The sequence below is a fragment of the Bacillota bacterium genome, from assembly GCA_030019365.1.
GTDB lineage: Bacteria > Bacillota > Sulfobacillia > JACIYH01 > JACIYH01 > JACIYH01.
Map to the genome: position 1 here is coordinate 53,619 of JASEFA010000003.1, position 23,678 is coordinate 77,296.

General features: G+C 67.4%; 15 protein-coding genes. 12 read left to right on the forward strand and 3 right to left on the reverse strand.

Annotated features, from left to right (window positions below; genetic code table 11):
• Positions 1-99: 99 nt before the first annotated feature.
• From QME70_06430 to QME70_06440, 3 genes are read right to left on the reverse strand one after another with little or no spacing between them, the layout of a single operon-like run.
• On the reverse strand, positions 100-1,272 hold the full coding sequence (locus QME70_06430; protein ID MDI6894229.1) for an ABC transporter permease: 1,173 nt from the start codon (positions 1,270-1,272) through the stop codon (positions 100-102).
• Between the two features lies 1 nt (position 1,273).
• Complete coding sequence (locus tag QME70_06435; protein ID MDI6894230.1) at positions 1,274-1,951, reverse strand: ABC transporter ATP-binding protein; 678 nt, start codon at positions 1,949-1,951, stop codon at positions 1,274-1,276.
• 16 nt (positions 1,952-1,967) lie between these two features.
• Positions 1,968-3,683, reverse strand: coding sequence for an HlyD family efflux transporter periplasmic adaptor subunit (locus tag QME70_06440; protein ID MDI6894231.1), 1,716 nt, complete (start codon positions 3,681-3,683; stop codon positions 1,968-1,970).
• A gap of 409 nt (positions 3,684-4,092) precedes the next feature.
• Between QME70_06440 and QME70_06445 the strand changes: the two genes are divergently transcribed.
• The 12 genes from QME70_06445 (at position 4,093) to QME70_06500 (ending at position 23,523) form a co-directional block, all read left to right on the forward strand.
• On the forward strand, positions 4,093-6,465 hold the full coding sequence (locus QME70_06445) for an S-layer homology domain-containing protein (GenBank protein MDI6894232.1): 2,373 nt from the start codon (positions 4,093-4,095) through the stop codon (positions 6,463-6,465).
• A 64-nt stretch (positions 6,466-6,529) separates the two neighbouring features.
• Positions 6,530-7,945 (forward strand): S41 family peptidase, encoded by a 1,416-nt coding sequence (locus tag QME70_06450; GenBank protein ID MDI6894233.1) that lies wholly within the window; start codon positions 6,530-6,532, stop codon positions 7,943-7,945.
• Between the two features lie 30 nt (positions 7,946-7,975).
• The gene (locus QME70_06455; GenBank protein MDI6894234.1) at positions 7,976-8,659 is read left to right on the forward strand and encodes a S41 family peptidase; all 684 of its coding nucleotides are present in this window, start codon (positions 7,976-7,978) and stop codon (positions 8,657-8,659) included.
• Complete coding sequence (locus QME70_06460; GenBank protein ID MDI6894235.1) at positions 8,568-9,899, forward strand: S41 family peptidase; 1,332 nt, start codon at positions 8,568-8,570, stop codon at positions 9,897-9,899. Before QME70_06455 ends, QME70_06460 begins: the two co-directional genes overlap by 92 nt.
• Positions 9,900-10,051: 152 nt before the next feature.
• On the forward strand, positions 10,052-10,801 hold the full coding sequence (locus QME70_06465) for an ABC transporter ATP-binding protein (GenBank protein MDI6894236.1): 750 nt from the start codon (positions 10,052-10,054) through the stop codon (positions 10,799-10,801).
• A gap of 3 nt (positions 10,802-10,804) precedes the next feature.
• The gene (locus QME70_06470) at positions 10,805-12,454 is read left to right on the forward strand and encodes an efflux RND transporter periplasmic adaptor subunit (GenBank protein MDI6894237.1); all 1,650 of its coding nucleotides are present in this window, start codon (positions 10,805-10,807) and stop codon (positions 12,452-12,454) included.
• Between the two features lies 1 nt (position 12,455).
• Positions 12,456-13,907, forward strand: a complete 1,452-nt coding sequence (locus tag QME70_06475) for an ABC transporter permease (protein ID MDI6894238.1) — start codon at positions 12,456-12,458, stop codon at positions 13,905-13,907.
• A gap of 414 nt (positions 13,908-14,321) precedes the next feature.
• Positions 14,322-15,650 (forward strand): hypothetical protein, encoded by a 1,329-nt coding sequence (locus QME70_06480; protein MDI6894239.1) that lies wholly within the window; start codon positions 14,322-14,324, stop codon positions 15,648-15,650.
• 282 nt (positions 15,651-15,932) lie between these two features.
• Positions 15,933-17,600: an ATP-binding protein gene (locus QME70_06485; GenBank protein ID MDI6894240.1), complete on the forward strand. Its 1,668-nt coding sequence runs from the start codon at positions 15,933-15,935 to the stop codon at positions 17,598-17,600.
• 156 nt (positions 17,601-17,756) lie between these two features.
• On the forward strand, positions 17,757-18,818 hold the full coding sequence (locus tag QME70_06490) for a DUF4065 domain-containing protein (GenBank protein ID MDI6894241.1): 1,062 nt from the start codon (positions 17,757-17,759) through the stop codon (positions 18,816-18,818).
• A 152-nt stretch (positions 18,819-18,970) separates the two neighbouring features.
• Positions 18,971-21,481: a S8 family serine peptidase gene (locus QME70_06495; protein ID MDI6894242.1), complete on the forward strand. Its 2,511-nt coding sequence runs from the start codon at positions 18,971-18,973 to the stop codon at positions 21,479-21,481.
• Positions 21,482-21,621: 140 nt separating this feature from the next.
• Complete coding sequence (locus QME70_06500; GenBank protein MDI6894243.1) at positions 21,622-23,523, forward strand: S-layer homology domain-containing protein; 1,902 nt, start codon at positions 21,622-21,624, stop codon at positions 23,521-23,523.
• Positions 23,524-23,678: the final 155 nt, after the last annotated feature.

The window sequence follows — 23,678 nt, forward strand, 5'->3', positions numbered from 1 at the left end:
AAGCGCGCGAGACAGTCTCGTAATCACCGAACACAACCGCCCGGTGGCTAGCGTGGTGCCCGCGCGGCCTCCTATCCCTGGTGGTGGGACCGGCTGCTCTCATTCGAAGCGGAGCGCCTGTATGGGATCCAGGTTGGCGGCCCGGTTGGCCGGGTACATGCCGAAGAAGATGCCCACCCCGGCGGAAAAGAGGAAGGCCAGCAGGACCGTGGTCACGGGAATGGCTGCGCTGACGCCGATGGCCCCCCCTGCTCCGTGAGCGAGGACGAGGCCGACCACGATGCCGGCGATCCCGCCCAGGCCGCTCAGCACGGCCGACTCGATGAGGAACTGCACCAGGATGTCGCGCTTGCGCGCCCCCAGGGCCTTGCGGATGCCGATCTCGCGCGTGCGCTCGGTGACCGAGACCAGCATGATGTTCATGATGCCGATGCCTCCCACCAGCAGCGAGATGGCAGCTATTGCCGCCAGCATCATGGTCATGGTCCCGGTCACCTGGGTGACCGTCTCCAGCATCTGAGTCTGGCTGAATATCCTGAACGCATCCGCGTCACGGAACCGCGTGGTGAGCCTCTCCCCGATGGCGGCCATGAGGGTGTCGACGGCGGCCGGATCCCGGCCCTTCACGTAGACGGTGCGGACACCGCGGCTCTCCACCAGCCGCTGGGCGGTGGTGGCGGGTACGATGACCTGGTCATCTCCGGACCCCATCATGGTGCTTCCCTGCGGGGAGAGCACGCCCACCACCAGGAAGCTGTGGCCGTTGATCTTGATCTCTTCTCCCACGGGGTCGGTAAAGCCGAATAGCTCGCTGACGACGGTCTGGCCCAGCACCACCACGCTCTGCCAGTATTCCACGTCGAGGGGTGCCAGGAAGCGGCCCTGGGCCACCCCCATGCTGCGGACCTCGGCCAGATTGTGATCCGTGCCTACCAGGCTGGTATCGTGCTCGCGGGTGCCGTACTTTACCGTAACCGAACCCGAGACGACAGGGGCGGTAGCGACGGCCTCGGGCAGGTCGGCGGTGAGGTCACGCGCTTCCCGGTAGCTGAGGGCGGTCTGGGCCCCGCGCCCACGGATGTTCACCGTAAGCAGGTAAGATCCCAGGGACTCGATCTGGGCCCTGATCTGGTTTTGAGTGCCCTGACCTATGGCGACCAGCCCGATGACCGCCGCCACCCCGATGGTGACTCCCAGCATGGTGAGAAACGACCGTAGCTTGTTGGCCAGGATGCCCCCCAGGGCAACCCTGACGGAGGCGAGCAGGTCCATCCTACGCCACCCTTTCGTCTCCGACCAGTGAGCCATCCTGCAGCCTGAGCAGTCGCCCCGCCCGCCGGGCCACAGCCATGTCGTGGGTGACGACCAGCAGGGTCCGACCTGCCGCGTGCAGTTCCGCAAAGAGGTCCAAGATCTCCCCTCCCGACCGGCTGTCCAGGTTGCCCGTGGGCTCGTCGGCCAGGATGACGGCGGGGTCACCGGCGAGAGCGCGGGCTGCGGCGACGCGTTGTTGCTCCCCCCCGGACAGCTGGCTGGGCAGGTGGTGGAGGCGGTCGCCCAGCCCCACCCTTTCCAGGCACTCGCAGGCCCGGGCGTACCTGGCCGCGGGCTTGACGCCGCGGTAAAGGAGCGGCAGCTCGACGTTCTCCACCGCCGTCAGCCGGGGGAGCAGGTTGTAGCTCTGGAACACGAACCCTATCTTGCGGTTGCGGATGCCGGCCAGCTCGTCCGGGCGCAGCCCGGATACCTCGGAGCCGTCCAGGTAGTAGGTGCCGCCGGTGGGCACGTCCAGGCACCCCAGCAGGTGAAGCAAGGTGGACTTGCCCGATCCGGAGCGCCCGATTACGGCCACGAACTCGCCGGTGGCGATGTGGAAGCTGATGCCCCTCAAGGCTTCCACGCTCACCGTCCCCAGGCGGTAGGTCTTGCTGAGGTTATCGACCCGGATCATGCCTGCCACCCTTTCCTCAGCGCGGCCCCGTGCCGCTGCCCTGGCGCCCGGGGGCCATGGGGAAAGCACCGGGTATGCCGGTCGGCCTCCAGGGAGACCCGTTGCCGCCCTGCCCGCCAGCCGAGGCTGCGTAGAGCACGAGCACCTGGTCCCCCTCCCGCAGGCCGGCCGTGATCTCCGCCACGGTCGGGCTCACCAGGCCCACCTGGACCGGGACGGTACGGGCGCCGGCGGGAAGCCCCGCCCTGGTGCCCCCGGGCATGGCGGTGCGGTCTCCCGGAAGGGATGTGGCCCCCCGCTCGCGGGCTCCCGCAGAGGATGTGCCCGGCTCGCCGCCGCCCCCACCGCCTGGCACCCACACGATGTACTCGCGGCCCCGCTGCTGCACCGCCTCCACGGGGACCAGGAGTGCGTCCTGCTTGGCCGCAACCTCCACCTTCACTTCCACCGTCATGCCGGCACGCAGCTGACCGGGGTCGGACACCTCAACGGTGACGTCGAACACCCCCACACCGCCCTGCGTGCGCCCCTCCTCGGCCACCGCGGCCACCCTGCCCCGGAAGGTCTGCCCCCGGAGGGCCTCGGTGGTAAGGACCGCCTGCTGGCCCACGGAGACGCTGGAGATGTCCAGTTCGTCGATGGGTACCACGACCTCGAGCTGCCCGTAGCTGGCGACCACGGCCACCACCGTGTTACCGGAGACTTCATCGCCTTCTGCCACGGGCAGGTCGACCACGGTGCCGTCAATCGGTGCCACCACCCTGGTAGAAGCCACCTGGTCCTCCAGAGAAGCCACGTCCAGTTGCGCCTGCTCGACCCGCAACCTCTGGGATTCGATCTGGTCGTCCAGGTCCTCACTGGCCAGCACGGCCAGGACCTGACCGCCTTCCACCCGGTCGTTTTCCCTGGCCTTGACCTGAGCCACCGTACCCGGGGCCGCCGCCCGCACCTCCACGGGACGGGGGTCAGAAAGGGTCGAGGTCTGCACGGCGGAAAGCTTGCCCGCCGGGGTTTCCACGTAAGCCTGGGCCGTCGTACCGGGGGTCAGGCCTCCGGGGTTCTCGATGTCGATAGTCACCGGATAGAGCACCGCACCGGACCCGGCCGCCTCCCCCAGCCGGTTGACGGCGGTCACCTTGCCCGGCACGGTGCAGGTATAGTCGGGCAGGAACACTTCCGCCGGCTGCCCTGCCTCGATCTTGTCGATCTGGGCCCGGGTGAAGCGAGCCACAAGCTGGATGCGCGTGTCATCGGCAATGGTGGCGATGAGGCTGCCTTCCGCGACCCGTTGGCCCTCCGTGATGGGGAGGGTGGCCAGGCGGCCGCGGAACGGTGCCCTGACCGCCAGGGAATCGCGTTTGCGAAGGAGATCTTCCAGGTCGCGCCGGGCCTGCTGCAGACTCAGGCGGGCCTTCTCGAGTTGCAACTGCGGGTTCTCGCTGGACAGTTCGAGCAGCAGCTGTCCCGCGCTCACCCTTTCCCCTTCTTTGACCGCCACCTGCACCACGCGGCCATTCACTCTCGGCCGCAGCTCTTTCCGGCTGGCAGCGCGTACCGTCCCCGTGCCCTGGACGCTGACCTCTATGGGTCCTCGCCGCACGGCTACGGTGCGGTAGGGCACCTGCTGGGAGGACGCGGCCGTTCTCCCCTGCCACCAGCGCCACGCTCCCAGGATGGCGCCCAGCACCAGGAGGGCCGCCACCCACGTTTGCCACCGTCTCAGCCACGCCATATTCGCTCGCACCCCCAGTACTCGGGCCCGGTGCACTTCCGTCGCTAACTTGCTACCACAGGAACGTGAAGACAGTGTGAAGGTGCGGTGAAGATCCCGTGAAGATCCCGTCAAGCACCCTCCCTATAATCCCCTGGACAGGCTGCCGGGAACAAAATACCCAGGGTCTGCGTCACAAAGGGAAGGAACGGCGATCACTCCAGGTAGAGGTCAAGCTACCATATAGCAACTCCCCAGCAGGAAAATTGCGGGCGGACAGCGAATAGCTTCCTCCAGCACATTTTCCGGGGGAGGGATGGCCTCGCCCGGAGTAAGCGTTGAAGAAGGAGGGGGTGGGACTCACACAGTGCGAGACATCCATTCAAAGGGCCAGAGGACTCTCAATGACGTGTAAAGGAGGTTAGAAGACGTGAGAAAAGCCTTAGTGGCAGCCCTGGTACTTACCTTCGTACTCTCCATCGCTGCCACTGCCAGCGCGGCGGTGCTTACGCCGGCCAGCTTCCCCGATGTGAAGGGGCAGGCCTGCGCCGACGCCGTCGCCAAGCTGGAAGCCCTCGGCGTCGGCAAGGGCATCGACGGCCAGTGGATGCCTGAACTCCCCGTGAACCGGGCTCAGTTCGCCACTTTCGCGGTGCGCATCATGGGCCTGGAGCGTGTTGCGGCTTACCTGAAGGGCGCCACCAAGTTCGCCGATGTGCCAGCGGACCACTGGGCCAGCGGCTACATTAACGTAGCCGTGGCAAAGAAGCTGGTCCTCGGCTATCCGGACGGGACCTTCCACCCCGACGAGACCATCACGTTCGCCCAGGCGGCCACCATGCTGGGGCGTGTGGTGGGATACGTCGATCTGCCTGGGGACTGGCCGGCCAACTACATGATCGTGGCCAGTGAAAAGAACCTGTTCAGCGGGGTTACCTTCGGGGCCGGTGACGTCGTGAATCGCGGGGACATGGCCATTCTCCTGGCCAACGCCCTAGGCGCCACCAAGGTTAAGCCCTCGGCTGACTTCCCGGGCGTGTACGATGAGACCTCCACTGCCCTCATGAAGGCGTCCTTCAACCTTGACCTGCCGGCTACTGCCATTCTCAACGCCAACGCCGACGTCGACGCCTCGTTGACCGGGCAGGAGGTCCTGCTTGGGAGCACCAAGTACACCATGCCCGCGGGGGTTAACACCGCGGCGCTGCTCGGGCACGAGGTCAAGTTCATAGCCGACACCACCAGCTACAAGGTGCTCTATGCTGAAGATGTCACTGCAGCAAGCAACATCGTTACCGGAACGCTGAACGGCGATGCCGCTTCGACGTCCTTCAAGATCGGTGACATCTCGTACAATCTGGGCGCAGCGACCGTCTTCGTGAACAAGGCCAAGGTCAGTGGAGACGTCTACCTGGCCCTGAAGAACGGCATGGACGTCACGGCCTTCCTGGGTGCTGACGGCACGGTGCGCTTCGTGGTCGGCTTTGCGTACGACGTCAGCGACGCTAAAGTAGCTGCCGTCGACACCACGAACAAGACGATTACCGTTGGCGGCACGGCTTATGCAGTTAAGGCCAACACGACCATCACCAAGAACGGCAGTCCGGCCACCTTGAGTGACGTGCAGGCGGGGCAGATCATCTACATCGCCTGCGCCCGTGGCGCTAACGGTGCGGTCACCACAGACGCGCTTTACGTGGCCGTGTTCGACAAGACCGTATCCGGTACCGTAACCGGAGTTCGGGTGGCATCTGATGCGACATACGTGAAGCTGGGCGGCACCGACTACAAGGTGAGCGCCAAAGCTGAGGGTACACTCGACGGTACCAACCTGGACACGAACGGTAACGCCGGCCTGCAAGTCGACGAGCTGAGCAAGCTCTTTAGCTTCGCGGTGACTGCTACGCTTAACAAGGACGGAGCACTCAGAATCCTGGCCGGAAGCACCGTGGGAACGGTTGGGCTGTACGCCGATAAGGAAACCACTGCCGACGGTAAGACGCTCGTCAAGGTGGATGTCAAGGGCAACATCGTGAAGATCGAGGATGCCCGTACGAGCCCCACCTACCCGACACTCGTCGGGACGCCTGTCCTCGCCAAGACCAACGCGTCGGGCAAGCTGACCGATCTGGAGACGTTGGTGCTGGTACCCGGTGGTGCCAGCAACATAACCGTGGACGCGGTGAGCAGCGCTGCCCGGCAGTTGACCGCGGCCGGGAACGTGCTATCTGTCTCCGCGGACGCCTTCTTCAAGAAGGGAACGAGCTACGTCGCGCTGGACGGGGTCAAGGTAGGGGACAAGGTATCGCTGTATGCCGAGACCTCCGCCGGTGCGGTACTCTACGGTGAGTTGTTCCCGGTGGTGGTAGTGGCCGGGAATGCGTACGGCAAGTACCTCGGGTACTCCGTGGATGAGTCCGGTGCGGTCACTGCCTATGTGGACGTCAAGGGCAGCACGGTGAGCTACGAGGTGTACCTGAACCAGGCTCCGGCTGTCAGCGTGGGCGACTTCGTCTACGGTGAGGTCCGCAGCGATGGTAAGATCCAGAACGTCGGCAAGTTCACCGTGCCTGATTACGATGACGCAGAGATCCTGGCGATCAACGACGACGGTAGCCTCACCATCACGGGTGGGGTAGTTATCAGCCTGGCGAACGCCAGCCTGTACGACACCGACGCTGCTGGCAAGGTCGCGATTCAGGCCAGCGCCCTGAAGGTCGGCGACAAGGTCGACGTCTACAAGGGTACCGGTGCTGACGCCAGCAAGTACGTCGTGGTGCAGAGGGTGGCGCTCGCTCCGTAGTGCGTGGTAGGCCCTGGGGGGCGCGATGAGCGCCCCCCAATTGCTTTATATGGGGGGTTTGACGGTGAGGAGCACGCGCGGTCGCGGGGTTGCACTTGCCCTTGTCCTATTAACGGTGGTGGCATCTCTTGGCCTGATAGTGCAGGGTTCGCGTGTTGCTTCGGGCCAGGGCGAGGTTGGCGGCGGGCCTGGCGAGGCGGCCTTCCGGCAGGCAGTGGCCCTGGTGCAGGGTCTTGCATTGCGGCCGGTTCCGGTGGAACGTCTGTGGCGCGGCGCCCTCGAGGGCATGGTCAGGGCATTGGGAGACCAGTATTCGGCGTACCTGTCTCCAGAGGCGGTTAAGGCTTTCGTGCAGGGGGTGGATAGGACGTTTGAGGGGATCGGGGTGACCATCGAAGTCCGGGACAGTTACGTGACGGTGGTGTCCCCCATCCCTGGCTCGCCCGCGGAGAGAGTCGGTCTGCGGTCGGGAGATCGTATCTTGAAGGTCGATGGCGAAAGCGTCAGTGGGCTGGTCCTGGAGGAGGTGGGGTCCAGGATCCGGGGACCTGCCGGGACCAAGGTGGTGCTGGAGGTTGCCCGGCCGGGGACAGAGGGTGCGTTCCAGGTGGTTGTGGAGAGGGCTCAGGTGTCGCTCCCTAGCGTGGAGTGGCGGCCCCTAGGGAACGGGGTGGGGTACATCCGTGTCGTACAGTTCAGTTCCGGTTCCGGTCGGGACTTCGGGGAAGCACTGGCTGCCTTGCGCCGTGACCACAGGGTGCGCGGGCTGGTGCTGGACTTGCGCGACAATGCCGGGGGCATCGTAGGCGAAGCTAGCGAAGTGGCGTCGCTGCTGGTGCCTTCGGGCCCGATCGCGTTGCTGGTCCAAAGAATCGAGGGAGATAGGGTGTTGCGCGTCGACGGGTCTGGGCCCTCCCTGCCTGTGGCCGTGCTGGTCAACGGGGGCACGGCCAGCGCAGCCGAGCTGTTGGCGGGCGCGATCCGGGATCGCGGGTTGGGGGTGCTTGTAGGCTCCCGTACTTTTGGTAAGGGAACCATGCAGGGCCTGTACCCGCTGCCCGACGGGGGGGCCCTCAGGCTGACAGTGGCGGCCTATCTCACTCCCGGGGGGCATTACATCGAAGGCCAGGGACTCCGGCCAGATATCGAGATCCCCGAGGAGTCCACGCGGTTTCCCCGGAATCAGGCCTTGAATTGGCAAAGGGTGCTGAAGAGAGGGGCCATCGGGCTTGATGTCCTTTCATTGCAAGAGGCGCTCGAGGAGCTGGGGTTTGATTGTGGTGAACCCGACGGCATATTTGGGCCCAGGACCGAGAGGGCTGTGCGCGCCTTTCAAGCGGGCAGGGGCATGAGGCCTACCGGGGTGGTCGATGAAGCCACGCTGCGCGAAATCGGTCGACCACCGGCGCCGAACGGTCCAGATGTTGCTCTCGCCCGAGCAAAGGAGTGGGTGTTGGACAGGCTTGGTGGCGCCCGCTGAGGTTGGGACACCTGTGGGGGGCGGGCGCTGGTGCTCGAGCTGCGTGATAACGGGGGCGGGCTGGTGGATGAGGCGGTGACGGTGGCGCGGCAGCTGGTGCCGACGGGGCCGGTGGCGCACATCATCGGTAAACAGTCGAGCCAGGTGGTGAAGGCGGAGGGGCCGGGGCTGGGGCTGCCCATCGTGGTGCTGGCGAACAAGGGGACGGCCAGCGCCTCGGAGATCCTGGCGGGGGCCCTGGTGGATCGGTGCAAGGCGGTGCTGGTGGGGTCGCCCACCTTTGGCAAGGGATCGGTACAGGCGGTGATCCCCCTGGGCGGAGGGAGTGCGGTGAGGCTGACCACCGCCAGGTACCTGACGCCCAACGGGCACGTGCTAGAGGGGAACCCCCTGAAGCCCCAAATTCTGGTGGAGGAGGAAGATAGGGGGCCGAAGCCGAAGTTCTCCTGGCGGAGACCTCTAAAAGTGCTCACCGTAGGGCTGGATGTGCTGGCGGCGCAGGAACTGCTGCGGTGGCTGGGCTACCCCGTGGCGTTGGGGGAATTCGGTCGGGATGCGGGTGAAGAGGCGGGTCAGTGTTGCTCTGGCTTGCGTGGTGGGGGTCAGCCTGCTGGGGCTGGCCATGCTGGGGCCGTCGGGGCCGGGCGGGGCGCAGAGCCCCGGTTCCGATGGCCTGGCTGCCTTCCTGACCGCGGTGCAGTTGATCAGAGATAAGGCGGTATCGCCCTTCAACGAGCGCACGGCCTGGGATGTGCTGCTTGAGGCGCTGGTGAGGGCGCTGGGTGACCCTTATGCCGAGTACATACCCGCAGGGGAATATGCCGGGTTGCGGGATGCGGGTACAAGCGGCATCGGCATCATGGTGGACGTGGTACGGGGCGAGCCCACCGTGGTGGCGGTGGCGGCGGGGTCCAGCGCCGAGAGGGCGGGGATCGTCCCCGGCGACGTGATCCTGGAGGTGGCGGGGTGGCCGGCGTACGGGCTGTCCGCGGGGGAGATCGAACGGCTCACGCGGGGAGCGGCGGGGTCGCAGGTTACGCTCCTCCTGCGGCGTTCGTCGGGGGCGCTCAGCCGGGTGACGTTGCGGCGGCAGGAGATGCCCGCGCAGAGCCTGCGGCTGCAGATCCTGCCCGGTGACGTGGCGTATTTGCGCGTCTCCCGCTTCGAGGAGGGGACGGGTCGCGACTTCCGCGGGCTGGTGGACGTGCTGCGCGACTGGGGCATCCGCCGCTACGTCCTGGACCTGCGCAACAACCCGGGCGGGCTGGTTTCCGAGGCGGTGGAGGCGGCGCAGGCCTTCGTCCCCGCCGGCGTGGTGGGGTTCGCCATGGACCGGCGTGGCAAGCTGGAGGTCCTGCGCTCTTACTCCTCCCGTTGGGACTTCAACCTGGTGGTCCTGGTGGACCAGGACACGGCCAGCGCGGCGGAGCTGGTGGCGGGGGCGATCCAGGACCGGGGCGTGGGCAGGGTGGTCGGGACCCGCACCACGGGCAAGGCGGCCGTCCAGAACGTGTTCCCCCTCCCCAACGGGGGAGCCCTGCGCATTTCCGTGGCGCGTTACCTGACGCCCAGCGCCCGCTCCATATATGGGACGGGGATCACGCCCGACGTGGTGGTGGCGGGGCGGCGGCCCCTGGGCGATGAGGTGGAGTTGCCGCTTCTCCCCACGGGGACGACCCTCAGGTACGGTTCCCGCGGCTCGGGCGTGCGGGCGCTGCAGCAGTACCTGGCGGCTTTGGGGTTCGATCCCGGTCCCATCGACGGGATCTTCGGGCCCCGCACCCAGGGCGCGGTGGTGAGATTCCAGCGCTGGGAGGGCCTGTCACCCTCGGGGGTGGCGGACGCTGCCACCCTGGCCGCCCTCAGGCGCGCTCCGTTCGACTGGCCGCGGGTCCGCCCCGCGGGACAGGATCCCCAGCTTGACCGGGCGCTGGAGCTCCTGGGTGCCCGCTGAGCGGGTGACGATGCAACATTTGGCTCGGGATTGGCGTCATATACCGGGAATGGGGGACCGCGCCTGCGCCCGTTGCGGTGGCGTCAGCGGGCGCGCGGTAAGCGCGGGAGGCGGGCGCGTGCGGGCTGGCGGTGCGGGAGGGGGTGGGCATCATTCCGCTTGTGGTATTGCGGGAGGTGGAGAAGAGCTACCGCATCGGCAAGGTGGAGGTGCCGGCCCTGCGGGGGATCACGCTGGAGGTGGAGGAAGGCGAGTTCACCTCGGTGATGGGTCCCTCCGGGTCGGGTAAGTCCACGCTGCTGAACATCATTGGGTGCCTGGACCATCCCGGTCGGGGCACTTACATACTGGGCGGCAGGGAGGTCAACGGCCTGGGGGATGCCGCCCTGGCCGCCATCCGCAACCGCATGCTGGGGTTCGTGTTCCAGAGCTTTCACCTGCTGCCCCGCATGACGGCGCGGCAGAACGTGGAGCTTCCCCTGGTGTACCGGGGGGTGCCGCCGCGGAAAAGGCGGCTTCTGGCCGACGAGGCGCTGGCGGCCGTGGGCCTGGAGGCGGAGGCCGGGCGGCGTCCCACCGAGCTTTCCGGGGGCCAGCAGCAGCGGGTGGCCATCGCCCGGGCCCTGGTGGGCGAGCCGGCACTCCTCCTGGCCGATGAGCCCACCGGTAACCTGGACAGTCGCACCGGGGACGAGTTGATGGATCTGTTCTCCCGGCTGAACCGGGAGCGGGGGATCACCATCCTGCAGGTGACCCACGACGAGCGCATGGCGCGCCACAGCCGGCGCGTCGTGCGCCTGCAGGACGGCCAGGTAGTGTCGGACGGGCCGCCCGACGGCCACCCGGCACCGGCGGCAGGGGCGAGCACCGACCGTACTCCGGGATCGGGGCAGGAGGGGTAGATAATGTGGCGGCAGGCTGTCGGTTGGATTATAGTAGCAGTCATCCTGGTAGGGGGCGGGACAGTCGCCTACAAGAAGCTCCTGCCCAAGCCGGAGGAAGCGGCGGGGCCGGTGTATGCCACCGCCAGGGTAAAGCGGGGGGACCTCAAGGTCACCGTGGAGGGGACGGGACAGCTGCAACCCATCTTCCTGAGCGAACTCACGGCGGCCGCTGACGGCACCCTGGTTTCTCTTGAGGTACAGCGCGGCCAGCAGGTGGAGGCCGGGCAGCTGGTGGCCACCCTGCGTAACGACCAGATCGGCTACGAGTTGCAGGAGCTCATGTTCCAGGTAGAGCAGGCCCGGCTCGAGCTGGCCAGCGTCCTGGGGGTACCGCCGGAACAGGTGACCAGGGTAGACCCCAACCGGGGCGTGCAGATCACAGCCCCCATCGCGGGGCGGGTCAGCGAGCTCGAGCTGAAGAGCGGCGACACTGTGGAGGAGGGCGCCCTGGTGGCGCGCATCGTGGACGACGCCGCCGTGGTGTCCATCGCCGAGGTGAACCCGGGTGACGTCAAGTACATCAGCGTGGGCCAGAAGGCACAGCTGTGGTTCGAGGAGTTCGCCACCCCGGTGGACGGGGTGGTGACGGCGGTGGACGACACCCCGGTGCCCAGGGACAACTACCTGGTGTGCCGTGTTACCATTGAGGCCGAGAACAAGGGCCTGCTCAAGCCGGGGATGAAGTTCCGCCTCACCATCCTGGCGCCGCGCGGCCCCATCGAGGTGGGCGAGCCTCAGACCATCGACCGCTACAAGGCCGAGGATGTGGCGCGCAGCTCCGCCAGGGGGACCGTCACCCGCGTGCACGTCAAGGACATGCAGCGCGTGGAGAAGGGCGATCCCATCGTCAGCCTGGGGGGCGAGAGCACCCGCCGCTACATCGAGGCCAAGCAGCTGGAGATCCGCCAGAAGGAACTGCAGATCGCCCAGAAGGAAGACGTCCGTAACAAGCTGGAGATCCGCTCCGGCATCGCGGGCACGGTGGCCTGGATCTGGGGTAATCCGGGGATGCAGGTGCGGGCCGGGCAGAGCATCGGTTCCATCTTCGACAACAGCCGCATGAACCTCAACATCATGATTGACGAGCTGGACGTGGTGAACGTGAAGGAGGGCCAGGAGGCCACCATCACGGTGGAGGCGCTGCCCGGTAAGAGCTGGAAGGCCAAGGTCCTGCGGGTGGACATGATGGGCCACACCGAGGGTGGCTTTGCCCAGTACGGCTGCTTCCTGGAGGTGGGGGGCACCGACGAACTGAAGCCGGGCATGACCGCCAACGTGAGCATCTTCGTGGACGAGAAGAAGGAGATACTGCTCATCCCCATCGAGGCCGTGTTCGAGGAGGACGGCGAGGCCAAGGTGGATGTGCTGACGGACAAGGGTCCCGAGACCGTGCCGGTGAAGATCGGCCTCTGCAACGACCGCTGGGCCGAGGTGGTGGCTGGCCTGGAGGAAGGTCAGCCGGTGATCACGGGCAGCTCGCTGGAGCGCCTGGGTCCCCAGAAACCCTCCGAAGAGAAGGAGGGCCTGGTTCTCCCCGGCACCGGCAAGACCCCCGGCGGCAAGACGCCCGGCACCAAGCCTGCTACCCCGCCGCCCGGAGGTGGCAGGTAGCATGTCGCTCCAGCACTCGCCACCTTCCCCGCAACCGCCCCGCACGTGGGCAGGCCTGCGCGCGCGTCTGTCGCCGCGGGCGGTGTGGGGGGCGCTGAGGACGGGGTGGATGCGGCTCGCCTTCGGAGTGGGCACCGCCGTGGACGGCCTGGCCAGCCACCGCCTGCGTTCCGCCATCACCATGGTGGGGGTCACCATCGGGGTGGCCTCGGTGGTGAGCCTGGTGGCCATCGGCGAGGGTGCGCGCCTGGTCATCGTCCGCCAGTTCCAGAGCCTGGGCACCAACCTCATCAAGATCGAGAGCCACCACTACCGGGCCCTGCTGCGTCCCGAAGACGCCGTCGAGCTGGAGGCGCGGGTGCCCACGATTTCGGTGGCCATGCCGGTGGTAAAGGCCGATGCGGACGTCAAGTGGCGCCGCGTGCGCTCCCAGGTGAAGCTGCTCGGCGTCACCGAAGATTTTCCCTACCTGCGCGAGCATCCCATGGCCGCCGGGCACTTCTTCACCCACCTGCACGTGACCAACCGCCTGCGGGTGGCCGTGGTCGGCTACAACCTGGTGGACGACCTGTTCCAGGGCCGCAATCCCGTGGGACAGCGCCTTTACATCGGGTACCAGCGCTTCACCGTGATCGGCGTGCTCGCACCCAAGGGGGCGGGGATGGCCGACGACATCGACAATAAGATCGTGATCCCGGTGACGGCCGCGCAGCGGCTCACGCGGCAGTACCGCGTCAACGAGATCTGGTGCAAGGCGGTCAACAGGGACACCGTGGACGCGGCGGTGGCGCAGATCAGCCGCATCTACCGTAAGAAGTTCGGCATCACCGACAAGCAGCCGGCGGAGGGCGAGGAGGGTGGCGGCACGCCGTCTGAGGTGGTTATGAAGGGCGGTCGCGTGGTGATCGGTCGCCCCGTGGGGCCCTATGCGCCGCCGGTGCGTATGGAGCAGCCCCGGCCGCCGGGAGCACCTGACCAAGACGAAGAACAGCCCCAGGAGGTGCCGCCCACCGCCATCATGTCGGTGACCAGCCTCAATGAGCTGGTGCAGGAGGCGTCCAAGGCCAACCGGGTGATGACGCTGATGCTGGGTGCCATCGCCGGCGTGTCGTTGCTGGTCGGGGGCCTGGGCATCATGAACATCATGCTGGTTTCGGTCACCGAGCGCACCGCCGAGATCGGGCTGCGCAAGGCCTTGGGCGCACGCCGCACCGACCTCATCCTGCAGTTCCTGCTGGAAGCGTTCCTCATCAGCGTGGTGGGCGGCCTGGTGGGGGTTGCGGGGGGATGGCTGGGAACCGGGGTGATCCAGCGGTACGGCATCGAGACGGCCATGACCTGGACCGGTTCCTGGGCCGCGCTGGGCGCCGCCCTGCTGGTCGGCCTCATCTTCGGTGTCTACCCCGCCTACCAGGCATCGGGTCTCTCCCCCGCCGAAGCCCTCCGCAAGTAGCGGACGGGCCGATTGGCGCCCGATTGGGGGTCGATTGGGGCTCACGAGTCCCACTTCGGTGGCTGCTTGGGGCTCAGAGGTCCCAATCCACCGCCCGATCGGGGCCCATAGGTCCCAATCCACCGGCCGACCGGGGCCCAGAGGCCCAATCCGCCGACCGATGGGGCCCCGGGGTCCCATTCCGTCGGTGCTGAGCGGCCTCGTGGGAGGCGCAGGGCGCCGAGGAGGCTGCACGGGCGGAGTGGGCAGGACAGGAGGTGTGGGTCGGTGAAGCGGCGATGCTGTACGCGGGCGCTCGGCCTCGTTCTCTGCGGGGTTCTATTGCTGTCGGGGCTGGCCGTGGCAGGGGCGGGATGCGGGTGACCGCCACCTTCAAGGCCTGGTTCAGGCCCCGCACCAGGTGAGCCGGGAGTCGTGGAAGGCGGGCAGAGTGGGGTCGACCCCGGTCAGCCCGCGGTGGGCGAGGGTGGCCTGGGGATTGCGGTCGAGCGCCTGGCTATGAAGGTTTTGCACGAGGCCCCCTTCCCGCCGACATCGTACGGCCTGGTGGTTTCCCCCGGCGGGGGGCAAGTGGTCTTCTATCAGGCGGCGCTCGGGAGAGTGCCTTCCCTCGCAACAGTTCCCGAGGGCACCGCGCGAAGGCTCCCCAACAAAGGGAATGCGGGGCAGGCGGCCTGGTCCCCTGACGGGGAATACCTCGCCTACCTCAGCACGGACGAAGCCCAGCCCGAACAGTGGATGGAGATGTGGCTCTACTCCGTCAGCGGGGGGAAGCTGGTCGGTACGGTGCAGTTGGGGCGGCAGGACATAGGGTCGAGCCAGCGGGGCAAGGTCCTCGCCGATGCCCACCCTACCTGGACTGAGGACGGCAAGGAGCTTCACTACCTGACCCTGGCGGGGGTCTACCGCGTCGATCGGCGGGAGGTCGACGCCGCCGCTGGGCGGCAGCGCGATGCCCCCACGCAGGCGGGTTCCGCTGCCCTGCGCGGCCGGCTGGTTGCGAAGGCGGATGCCTTCCCCGGCGAGATGCAGTGGTTGACCCGCGGCCCGGTTGCGTGGGCTGGCGGCGGGCGGCTACTTGCCTTCTACAGTGAAGACCGGCGTGGCGACGGCGCCACCGATCAAATCCTATGGGTGGTCGATGAGGGCGGTGAACTGGTGGCCAGGGTGCCCACCCGCATCTCTGGTGAGGGGTGGCCGGGCGGCGACCTGCTCAGTTGGTGCCCCGACGGGCGAAGGCTGGCCTGGGTGAGTACGCCTGATGCCCATCAGGATCCAGAGGCAGGGACTCAGCCAAATGCCTGCTCAGACGCCGGTGTACAGGCAGCCGCCGATCGGCTGTCTATTCTCGATGTGGGATCGGGGCGGGTCGCCGGGTTCCTGAGCGGCCTGGGAGACCGGCGGGTGAGGCTGCAGGGCTGGTCGCCCGACGGCAGCCGGCTGGCTCTGCTGGTCTCGCCAGGCACGGGCGGAGGCTGGAACCTATGGCTGGTACGGGTGCCAGGGGCTACCGCCCCAGGGAGTCTGGCCCCTGCACCCGGCGGCAACCCCAACCCGCTCCCTGCGCCCGGCGGCGCCAGCGTCCCCTCCCCACCGACCGGCAGTGCTAGCGGGCCGTTCGAACCAATTGTGGCCCAGGTGTGGGACGACGAAAAGCTCCGGGAAGCCCGTTGGCTCGCCCCCGACCGACTTCTCGCCCTGACGGCGGACGACCGTCTTTTGGTCCTGCAGGTCGGGCAGTAGGCGGGGCCTACGCCCGGCGCCACCAAGGACGCGGACGCCCACATTACCTGCCCAACGCGGACGCCCACGCCCACATCGCTACCCCCACACTGGTGCCCGCGCCGGGATTGTGGTGGGACTCTGGCGCCCACGCCAAGGTTGGGGCGGAACTCTGGCGCCCGCGCCAGGATGTCGACCTCACCAAGCAGTGCGCAGACCCCGCAACCCCCAACATCGTAGTTGACAGTGGAGCTACATCGTAGTATGATGCTTGATAAGATGGTAGGTTGTGGGAGGTGTGCTGTGACCACCGGCGATCTCCTGGTGCTGCTCGATTCCCTGCGGAAGCTGGGCGCCGAGATTGGCGCCGTTGAGGTGAAACGGGCGGAGACGGAGTTGCCTGCGCGGCTGTGGGAGACCCTGTCGGCCTTTGCCAACACCCCTGGCGGCGGCGTACTCTTGTTGGGTGTTAGGGAGGATGGGTTCATCCCCGTGGGGGTGAAGGATCCCGGCAAGATTCAGGCGGACCTGGCCGCGCTCTGCCGCCAGATGGAGCCGGCGCTCAGACCTCTCATCACCGTCTACTCCCTTGCTGGAGCCAGCGTGGTGTGCGCGGAGGTGCCGGAGGCGGACTTCCGGCAGAAGCCCTGCTACTACCGGGGTGCAGGGCTGCTGGGGGGCACTTTTGTGCGGGTGGCGAACACGAACCGGCGCGCCACCCAGTATGAGGTGCAGTTGTTCCTGGACGGGCGCGGACAGCCGGCCTACGACGCCGAGCCGGTACCGGAGGCGGGGATGGACGAACTCGACGAGGGCCTGCTTGCCGAGTTCCTGGCCAGGTTGAGGCGGAAGCCGGGCGCGGTCTACCGGGATTGGCGGGACGAGGAAATCCTGCGCGCCTTCCGCGTCATCACCGACCAGCCGGGGTCGGCACAGGATCGGCCCTCGGTCGCGGCCGGGGGATGGGGCTCCGCCGCCGCCGGGCGCGCCCCCTCGCGTCAGGCGGTGCTTCCTACGCTGGCGGGGTACCTGTGCTTTGGCGGGTATCCTCAGGAGCGGTTCCCCGCCCTGCGCGTGGACGTGGTGACATATCCCACCCCGCGTGCGGGGGAACCGGGCGTAGCGGGGGAGCGCCTGTTGGATAGCGTGAAGGTGGAGGGGCCCCTCGGGCGCATGGTGGTGGGGGCCCTGGAAGCCATCGAGAGGAATCTGCCCCACCGGGCGGTCGTGGAGGGCCCCGGGCGCGTGGACGAGCCGCTTTATCCGGCTGCCGTCCTGCGCGAGGCGGTGGTAAACGCGCTGGGTCACCGTGACTATTCCCCGCTGGCCCGGGGCTCTGCCGTGCAGGTGAGGATCTTCCCTGACCGGCTGGAGGTCGAGAACCCCGGAGGCCTGTTTGGACCCGTCACTGTGGACAGGCTGGGTGAGGCGGGCGTGCAGGCGTCGCGCAACGGTTTCCTCATGAAGGTGCTCGAGGACCTCCCTCTGCCGGGAGGCCTGGGGGTGGCCTCCGAGAACCGGGGCACGGGGATCGTTGCCATGGTGGCCGCTCTGCGCCGGGTGGGGATGGCCCCGCCCATCTTCGATGACCGCCGCACCACCTTCCGGGTCACCCTGTTGCGGTACTTCCCGGTGGGTGTGTCCCGCGCCGACCCGGCGGCCAGGGTGCCAGTGTCGGACCTTCCCGGGTGGCCAGGGACCGGTCGGGTGGGCCGTCGCACACCTCGCGGCGACGAGCGGGAGTACATCCCGCGGCGGATCCGTGGCGATAGGCGGGAGGAGATCCTGCATATGCTGCGCGATCAGGGTCCCCTGTCGTGTGAAGATATCGCGCGCAGGCTGGGGCTCACTGAGGCGGCGGTCCACCGCTGGTTGCGTATCCTGCGCCAGGAGGGTCGGGTGGCTCCCACCACAGCCAGGGTCAAGAGCCCACACACTCGCTACACTGCTACCGCTCCCGACGACAGCTGAGGTTCGCCCCTATCGCCTCCGCCGGGCCGCGCCTGGGGTTCCCCGTGCAGCCCCGGGCACATGCTTCGGTCCAGGTTCCTCGTCTGTTTGGCGCTGGCCGTATCACCGGGCCGCAGCAGTCATCCGCAGTCATCATCGGGTGCGGAGAAGTCAGTGATGGAGGTGGGGGCAGTGGTCACGCGTTACTGCCCGTTCTGTGAGGCTGACACGGTTGCGGACGAGCGTGTCCGTGACGAGGTGTACACCGTGCGCGGTGAGAAGATCGGTGTCCGCGCTAGGGTACTGGTTTGCCGCCGTTGCGGTAACGACCTGTTCGATCTCGAGAGCGAAGAAGAAACGGCTCGCATGGTGTACCAGGAGTACCGCAGGCGCCGGGGGTTGCTCTCGCCTGAGGAAATCCGTCGTTTACGGGGCAGGTATGGTTTGTCCCAGCGGCAACTGGCCAGGCTCCTCGGGTGGGGGCTGGTAACGGTCCAGCGCTACGAGAAGGGAGCCCTGCAGGATGCGGCCCACGACCTGCTGCTGAGGCAGCTCGAAGATCCGGAGTTCGTCCTGCAGTTGGTAGCCTCCCCCCGCGCTGACCTGTCGCCGCGGGAACGTGAAGCTCTGCGAGCGCGAATTGCCGACGCACTGCATGACAAGCCCGTCAGCGTTCTCGCCGCAACTGTCGAACGCATGGTGCGCGCCGAGGCCCAGAGTGACCCGGCGCGCTCAGGATTCCGGACCTTCAGCTTGGACCGTTTCGGCCAAGCGGCGCAGGTCATACTGTCGCTACTCGGCGGCGACGCATTCAAAACCAGGTTGGCCAAGCCTTTGTGGTTAAGCGATTTCCTCCATTTCGCCGAAAACACCGTATCAATAACCGGGGCCGTGTACGCCCGGCTTCCCTACGGGCCGGCCCCCCATCACTTCCCTGCCATCCTGGCCTCGCTGGAGGAGTTGGGCATGATCGAGAGCCGGCCGCAGGAGGTAGGCGACTACGTGGGGGATGTAATCCGGGCGATCAATGTGCCCGTGGACTGGCCTTTCGATCCGCGGGAGTACGCCACTATCGAACGGGTGATGCGACGGTACGGGCACTTCTCTGGGTCGGCGCTGTCGGCGCTTTCCCACCAGGAACCTGCCTGGGTGGGGCGTCAAGATGGCGACATCATCCCTTATTCCGCCGCCCCTGACATGCAGGTCATTCGCGAACTGCGCTCCGCTCCTCCCCTGTGATGCCAGGCGCCGTGACGATGGGGCCCCCCTAATTGCGGGGGGACCCTGCGATATGTATGCTGTGGAGGGAGCGTCCCGTTGCAACAGGGATCGTGTTGCGCTGTCGAGCTGGGAGAATGCGGGGAGGGACGCCGGCTCGGGGAGTGAGTGGCGTGAGAGTCGGTAGGAAAGGTTTGGTGACGACCCGGGTTCTGGTCCTCGCGCTGATCGTGGTGCTGGTGCTCGCGGCGGGGATGGCCGTATCCTGGGGCGGGCCGGTGTCGGTGGCAGCGGCAGGGGCGGTCATCGACCCCGGGCTGCAGGCGGAGCTGGCGCAGGCGACCGATCCCGTGGAGGTCGTGGTCACGTTCTGGGGGGACGGACCCCCGACAACCGCTCAGGTCGATTTGCTCCGGCAGGTGGGGATCACCCAGGGTGTGACGTTCCGCTCCCTGCCCATGGCGGGGGTGCTGGCCACAGCCCCCCAGGTGGAAGCCCTGGCCTCTCGCCCGGAGGTGCGGTCGCTCTACTTCAACGCGCCCCTCCGGTACTTCAACTACGATGCCACGGCTCTCACCGGCGTTGACCGGGTGCGGGAAGATGCCACCATGACCGCCCGTAACGGCGGCATGCCAGTTTCGGGCCGGGGCGTGGGTGTGGTGGTCCACGACAGCGGTGTGGACGGCACGCACCGGGACATCGAGTTCGGCCGGCATCTCGAGCAGAATGTGCTGGCGTCCATCAACCTGCACGCGGTGTCCGACCTGCTGCCGGTGACATACGTGGAGAACGTGCCCAACACGGACAGCAACTCGGGGCACGGCACCCACGTGGCCGGGATCGTGGGGGGCACGGGCGCCATGTCCAACGGCAAATACGAAGGTGTGGCACCCGGCGCCACCCTGGTGGGTTACGGCTCGGGCGCGGCGCTGTTCATCCTGGATGCCATCGGGGGATTCGACTACGCCCTCACCCACCAGTTCGAATACGGCATCCGGGTCATCACCAACTCCTGGGGTACTTCGGGTAAGTTCGACCCCGAGAATCCCGTGAACATCGCCAGCTATCACGCATACAGGCGGAACATCGTGGTCACATTTGCCGCCGGCAACGAGGGCCCCGGCGAGGGTACCATGAACCCGTATGCCCTGGCGCCGTGGGTGATCGCGGTGGCGGCGGGAGACAAGCAGGGCAGGCTGGCGGAGTTCTCCTCGCGGGGAGTCAGGGATGAAAAGGGTACCTTTACCTTCGACGGGCGCACCTGGACCTGGGAGAACCGGCCCACCATCACCGCGCCCGGCGTGGACATCATCTCGACCCGAGTGCTGGCGCCCGTCTCCAGCCTGGGCGCCACCTCCGATGCGGAAATGATCGAACCGGCGTACCTTCCTTACTACACCGTCATGAGCGGGACCTCCATGGCCACACCCCACGTGGCCGGAATCGTGGCCCTGATGCTGGAGGTCAGTCCCGCCCTGGCACCGGACGACGTGAAGCAGATCCTGCAACTCACCGCCACCAACATGCCCGGGATGGAGCCCTGGGAGGTGGGCGCCGGGTATGTGAACGCCTACGCGGCGGTGGACCGCGCCTTCGCCGTGCGGGAATACGGCAGCACCGTCAACCTCTACCGCACGTTCAACAGCAGCGCCCTGGTGAAGGCGAACCGCACCCCCTTCACCGTCGACTACAACCCTGTGACCCTGGTGTCGGACAACGGGTTCGAGTTCGATGTGCCTGCCGGCCTCACCGAGCTGGTCGCCCGGGTGGACGCCCGCGGCGTGCTGGAGGCCACGGGCAACACCATCAATCTGGTGCTGATTGCCCCGGATGGCACGGAATACAGTTCGGGGGTGTATCTGCTGTTTCCGCTGTACACGGATCGCACCGTGTCGGTAACCTCTCCGCAGCCGGGCCGGTGGAGGCTGGAGCTGCGGGGTCTCCGGGGGACAACTGCCAACCCCAGCGACGGCGTGGCCCTGCCGGAGGAAGTGCACGGAGTGCTGGCCATGAAGACGGCCACCATCACCGGTGTGAATGACATCGCCGGGCACCCGGCGGAAGCTGCCATCAAGCTGGCGGTGGGAGAGCGTCTGGTGGATGGCTACCCCAACGGCACCTTCAAGCCCGACCAGGTCCTCATCCGCCGCGAGCTCGCCAGTTACCTGGTGATGGGGGCGGAGGTCCGGCAGTTCCTGCCCCTGGATGGCTCGCTGACGTTCAGCGACGTGAAGGACGAGGATGTCCCCTTTGCTGAGGCGGTAGCCGCGCGGGGCGCGGCCTTGCGTGACCGGTTCCAGAAATACCGCGGGGTGATGCTTCCCACCGGCCCCGGTACCTTCTCGCCCAAGGACCAGGTGCGCCGCGCCGACCTGGCTTACTCCCTCGTGCAGAGCCTGGGGCTGGAAGAAGAGGCGGTGGCGCGGAACGACGACCCGGTGACCGTGCAGTACGGGGAAAGCCGGCTGCCCATCGAGGACGCCGGAGACATCCCGGCCCCCTTGAGGGGATACGTGCAGCTCGCCCTTGACCTGAACATCCTGAACGCCTACTTCTACCTGACCCAGGGTCCCTACGACCTGGAGCCCGTGGTGCACGCCTGCTTCAAGCCCCTGCAGAAGATCACTCGCGGCGACTGCGCCGTGGCCATCACCCGCTTCTTCTCGGCCTACCTGGGCGACTGAACCCCGGCTCGCCTGTCTGGGGCGGCTGAGTGCCGGCTCCCTCGCGTCCCGGAGGGTGAGTGACCCCTCACCCCCCTAAACCGCGGGGGAGTCGCGATTATCTATAGGGAAAGCGTCCCAGGCAGAGAGGAGGGGAACGAATGAGATTCGCGACGATGCGGAGATGGCGCCCCGGCAGGATGATGGGGATGTTCCTGGTCCTGGTGCTGGCCGTCTCCGTGCTGCTGGGCACCATCCCGGGGCCGGTGCTGGCCGATGACGATGAGGACCAGGTCCGCGCCGGGGGTTCCGTCACGGTAGCCGGACGGCACGGGTTGCCCCCCGGGCTGGCCAAGAAGCTCGCCAAATGGAGCTTCGACGACGAGGACGAGGCGAGCTGGGGCCACGAATACATGGCCAAGATGCGGGCCAAGGAGCTGATCAAGGGGGTGGGCGGCAACCGCTTCGCCCCTGGCGCGAAGCTGACCTACGCCGAGGCCGCGACCATGGCGGTGCGGTTGATGGGGCTGGAGACCCAGGCCCAGGAGCGCACGACGGCCCAGCTCAGGTTCGCCAACGCGGCCCAGTTGCAACACCAGTATCCCTGGGCGTTGGGATACCTGGACGTGGCGGCCCGCAACGGTTTGCTCGACCGCCTCGTGGAGAATGGCCGGTTCCAGGCCAACAAGCCCGCCACCCGGCTGGATGTGGTGGTCCTGCTGGTGAAGGCCATGGGCCTTGAGGACGAGGCCCTGGCCGGCGCGGATGCGCAACTCGGGTTCCATGACCTGAGTGCGATACCTGCCGACCTGATCGGCTACGTGGCGGTGGCCTGCAAGTACGAGATCGTCAAGGGTTACGACGACCGTACGTTCAAGCCCAACAAGCCCGTCACGCGCCTGGAAATGGCAGCCCTGCTTGACCGCGCCGACTGGTGGCTGCCCCCGCGCTCGCCCTACCAGGTGGAGGGCAAGCTGGTGGCGGCCAGCGAGGCCAACAGCACCGTGACCCTGGAGGTGTATCAGCGCTGGTGGCCGCACATCCGCCCTGCGCTGGAGGGTAGCGCTGCTGTGAGCGGTCAGGCGGGCGCGGGTGCCGAGGCCACCGCCGCCGGCGTTACGGCCAGCGGCCAGTTCACCATCGAGGTGGACGCCCAGGGCAACGTGCGGGTGGTGCCGCCCATCGACGGGCCCGTGGTGACCCGCCAGGAGTACGAGGTCTCCGAGGACGCCCTCATCCTGCTGGACGGCAAGCCCGCCGGTCTGGGTGACCTGCCCGCCGGGGCCTGGACGCGCCTGGTGCTGAACACGGAGAAGGTGGCCGTGGTGGTGGATGCCCGCAGCACCGTGCGCGTACCGCCGCCTCCGCCGGCGGTAACCGAGCTGGAGGGTACGGTGACGGCCCTCGACACGGTGCAGAAAACCATCACCGTGCGCACGGAGGAGCAGAACCAGGTCACCGTGCGTCTCGCCGATCAGGTGCGGGTGCGCTACCGCGGTGAGGACGTGGCTCTGGGCGAAGTGAAGGTGGGCGACCAGGTCAACCTGCGCCTCGAGAACCACGTGGTGGTGCGCATCATCATCCAGGAGCGCGAGGAAGAAGAGGAGCTGCAGGAGTTCGCAGGCGCCATCACCGCCATCACCAAGGCGGCTGACGGCACCGTCACCCTCACCGTGTACGGCGACGATGATGAGACCCTCGTGGCCCGGGTGGCGGCCAACGCGGTGATCACCTACGAAGGCGAGCCGCTGCCAGTTGAGGACCTGCAGGTGGGCGACCGCGTCGAGCTGAAGCTGCAGGACGGGGTAATCGTCGAGATCAAGGTGGAGGAGCGCCCGGAGGCGACCCTCACCGCCCGGCTGAAGGCCATCACTGTCGCCGAGAACCGCTGGGTCATCACCTTGGAGGATGCGGCCGGCAACACCTTCACCTACCAACTCTCCTCCCGGGTCCAGATCCGCCTGCACGGGCAGGTGGTCGGGGTGACGGCGCTCAGGGTGGGTGACCAGGTCCAGGTCAGGGTAGCCGGCGGCCTGGTGTACCGCATCGAGATCCTGCGGTAGAGCTTAGGTCTTCCCGGCCCGCCGGTCCCTGTGAGAGGGCCGCTCCCCCGTCCCGGGACGGGTGGGGGCGGCCCTCGCGCACCCGTGCCGGGCTACGGCTCGCACCCCGTGCGGCTCCCGGTTGCCTGTGGCCGGGTTGCCGGGCACCAAATGTG

What these genes read in the sequence shown, in the direction of transcription:
- QME70_06490 (MDI6894241.1), top strand. Translation starts at nt 17,757, where the DNA reads ATGGAGGTGGGGGCAGTGGTCACGCGTTACTGCCCGTTCTGTGAGGCT.
- QME70_06470 (MDI6894237.1), top strand. Translation starts at nt 10,805, where the DNA reads ATGTGGCGGCAGGCTGTCGGTTGGATTATAGTAGCAGTCATCCTGGTA.
- QME70_06475 (MDI6894238.1), top strand. Translation starts at nt 12,456, where the DNA reads ATGTCGCTCCAGCACTCGCCACCTTCCCCGCAACCGCCCCGCACGTGG.
- QME70_06500 (MDI6894243.1), top strand. Translation starts at nt 21,622, where the DNA reads ATGAGATTCGCGACGATGCGGAGATGGCGCCCCGGCAGGATGATGGGG.
- QME70_06460 (MDI6894235.1), top strand. Translation starts at nt 8,568, where the DNA reads ATGCTGGGGCCGTCGGGGCCGGGCGGGGCGCAGAGCCCCGGTTCCGAT.
- QME70_06440 (MDI6894231.1), bottom strand. Translation starts at nt 3,683, where the DNA reads ATGGCGTGGCTGAGACGGTGGCAAACGTGGGTGGCGGCCCTCCTGGTG.
- QME70_06435 (MDI6894230.1), bottom strand. Translation starts at nt 1,951, where the DNA reads ATGATCCGGGTCGATAACCTCAGCAAGACCTACCGCCTGGGGACGGTG.
- QME70_06430 (MDI6894229.1), bottom strand. Translation starts at nt 1,272, where the DNA reads ATGGACCTGCTCGCCTCCGTCAGGGTTGCCCTGGGGGGCATCCTGGCC.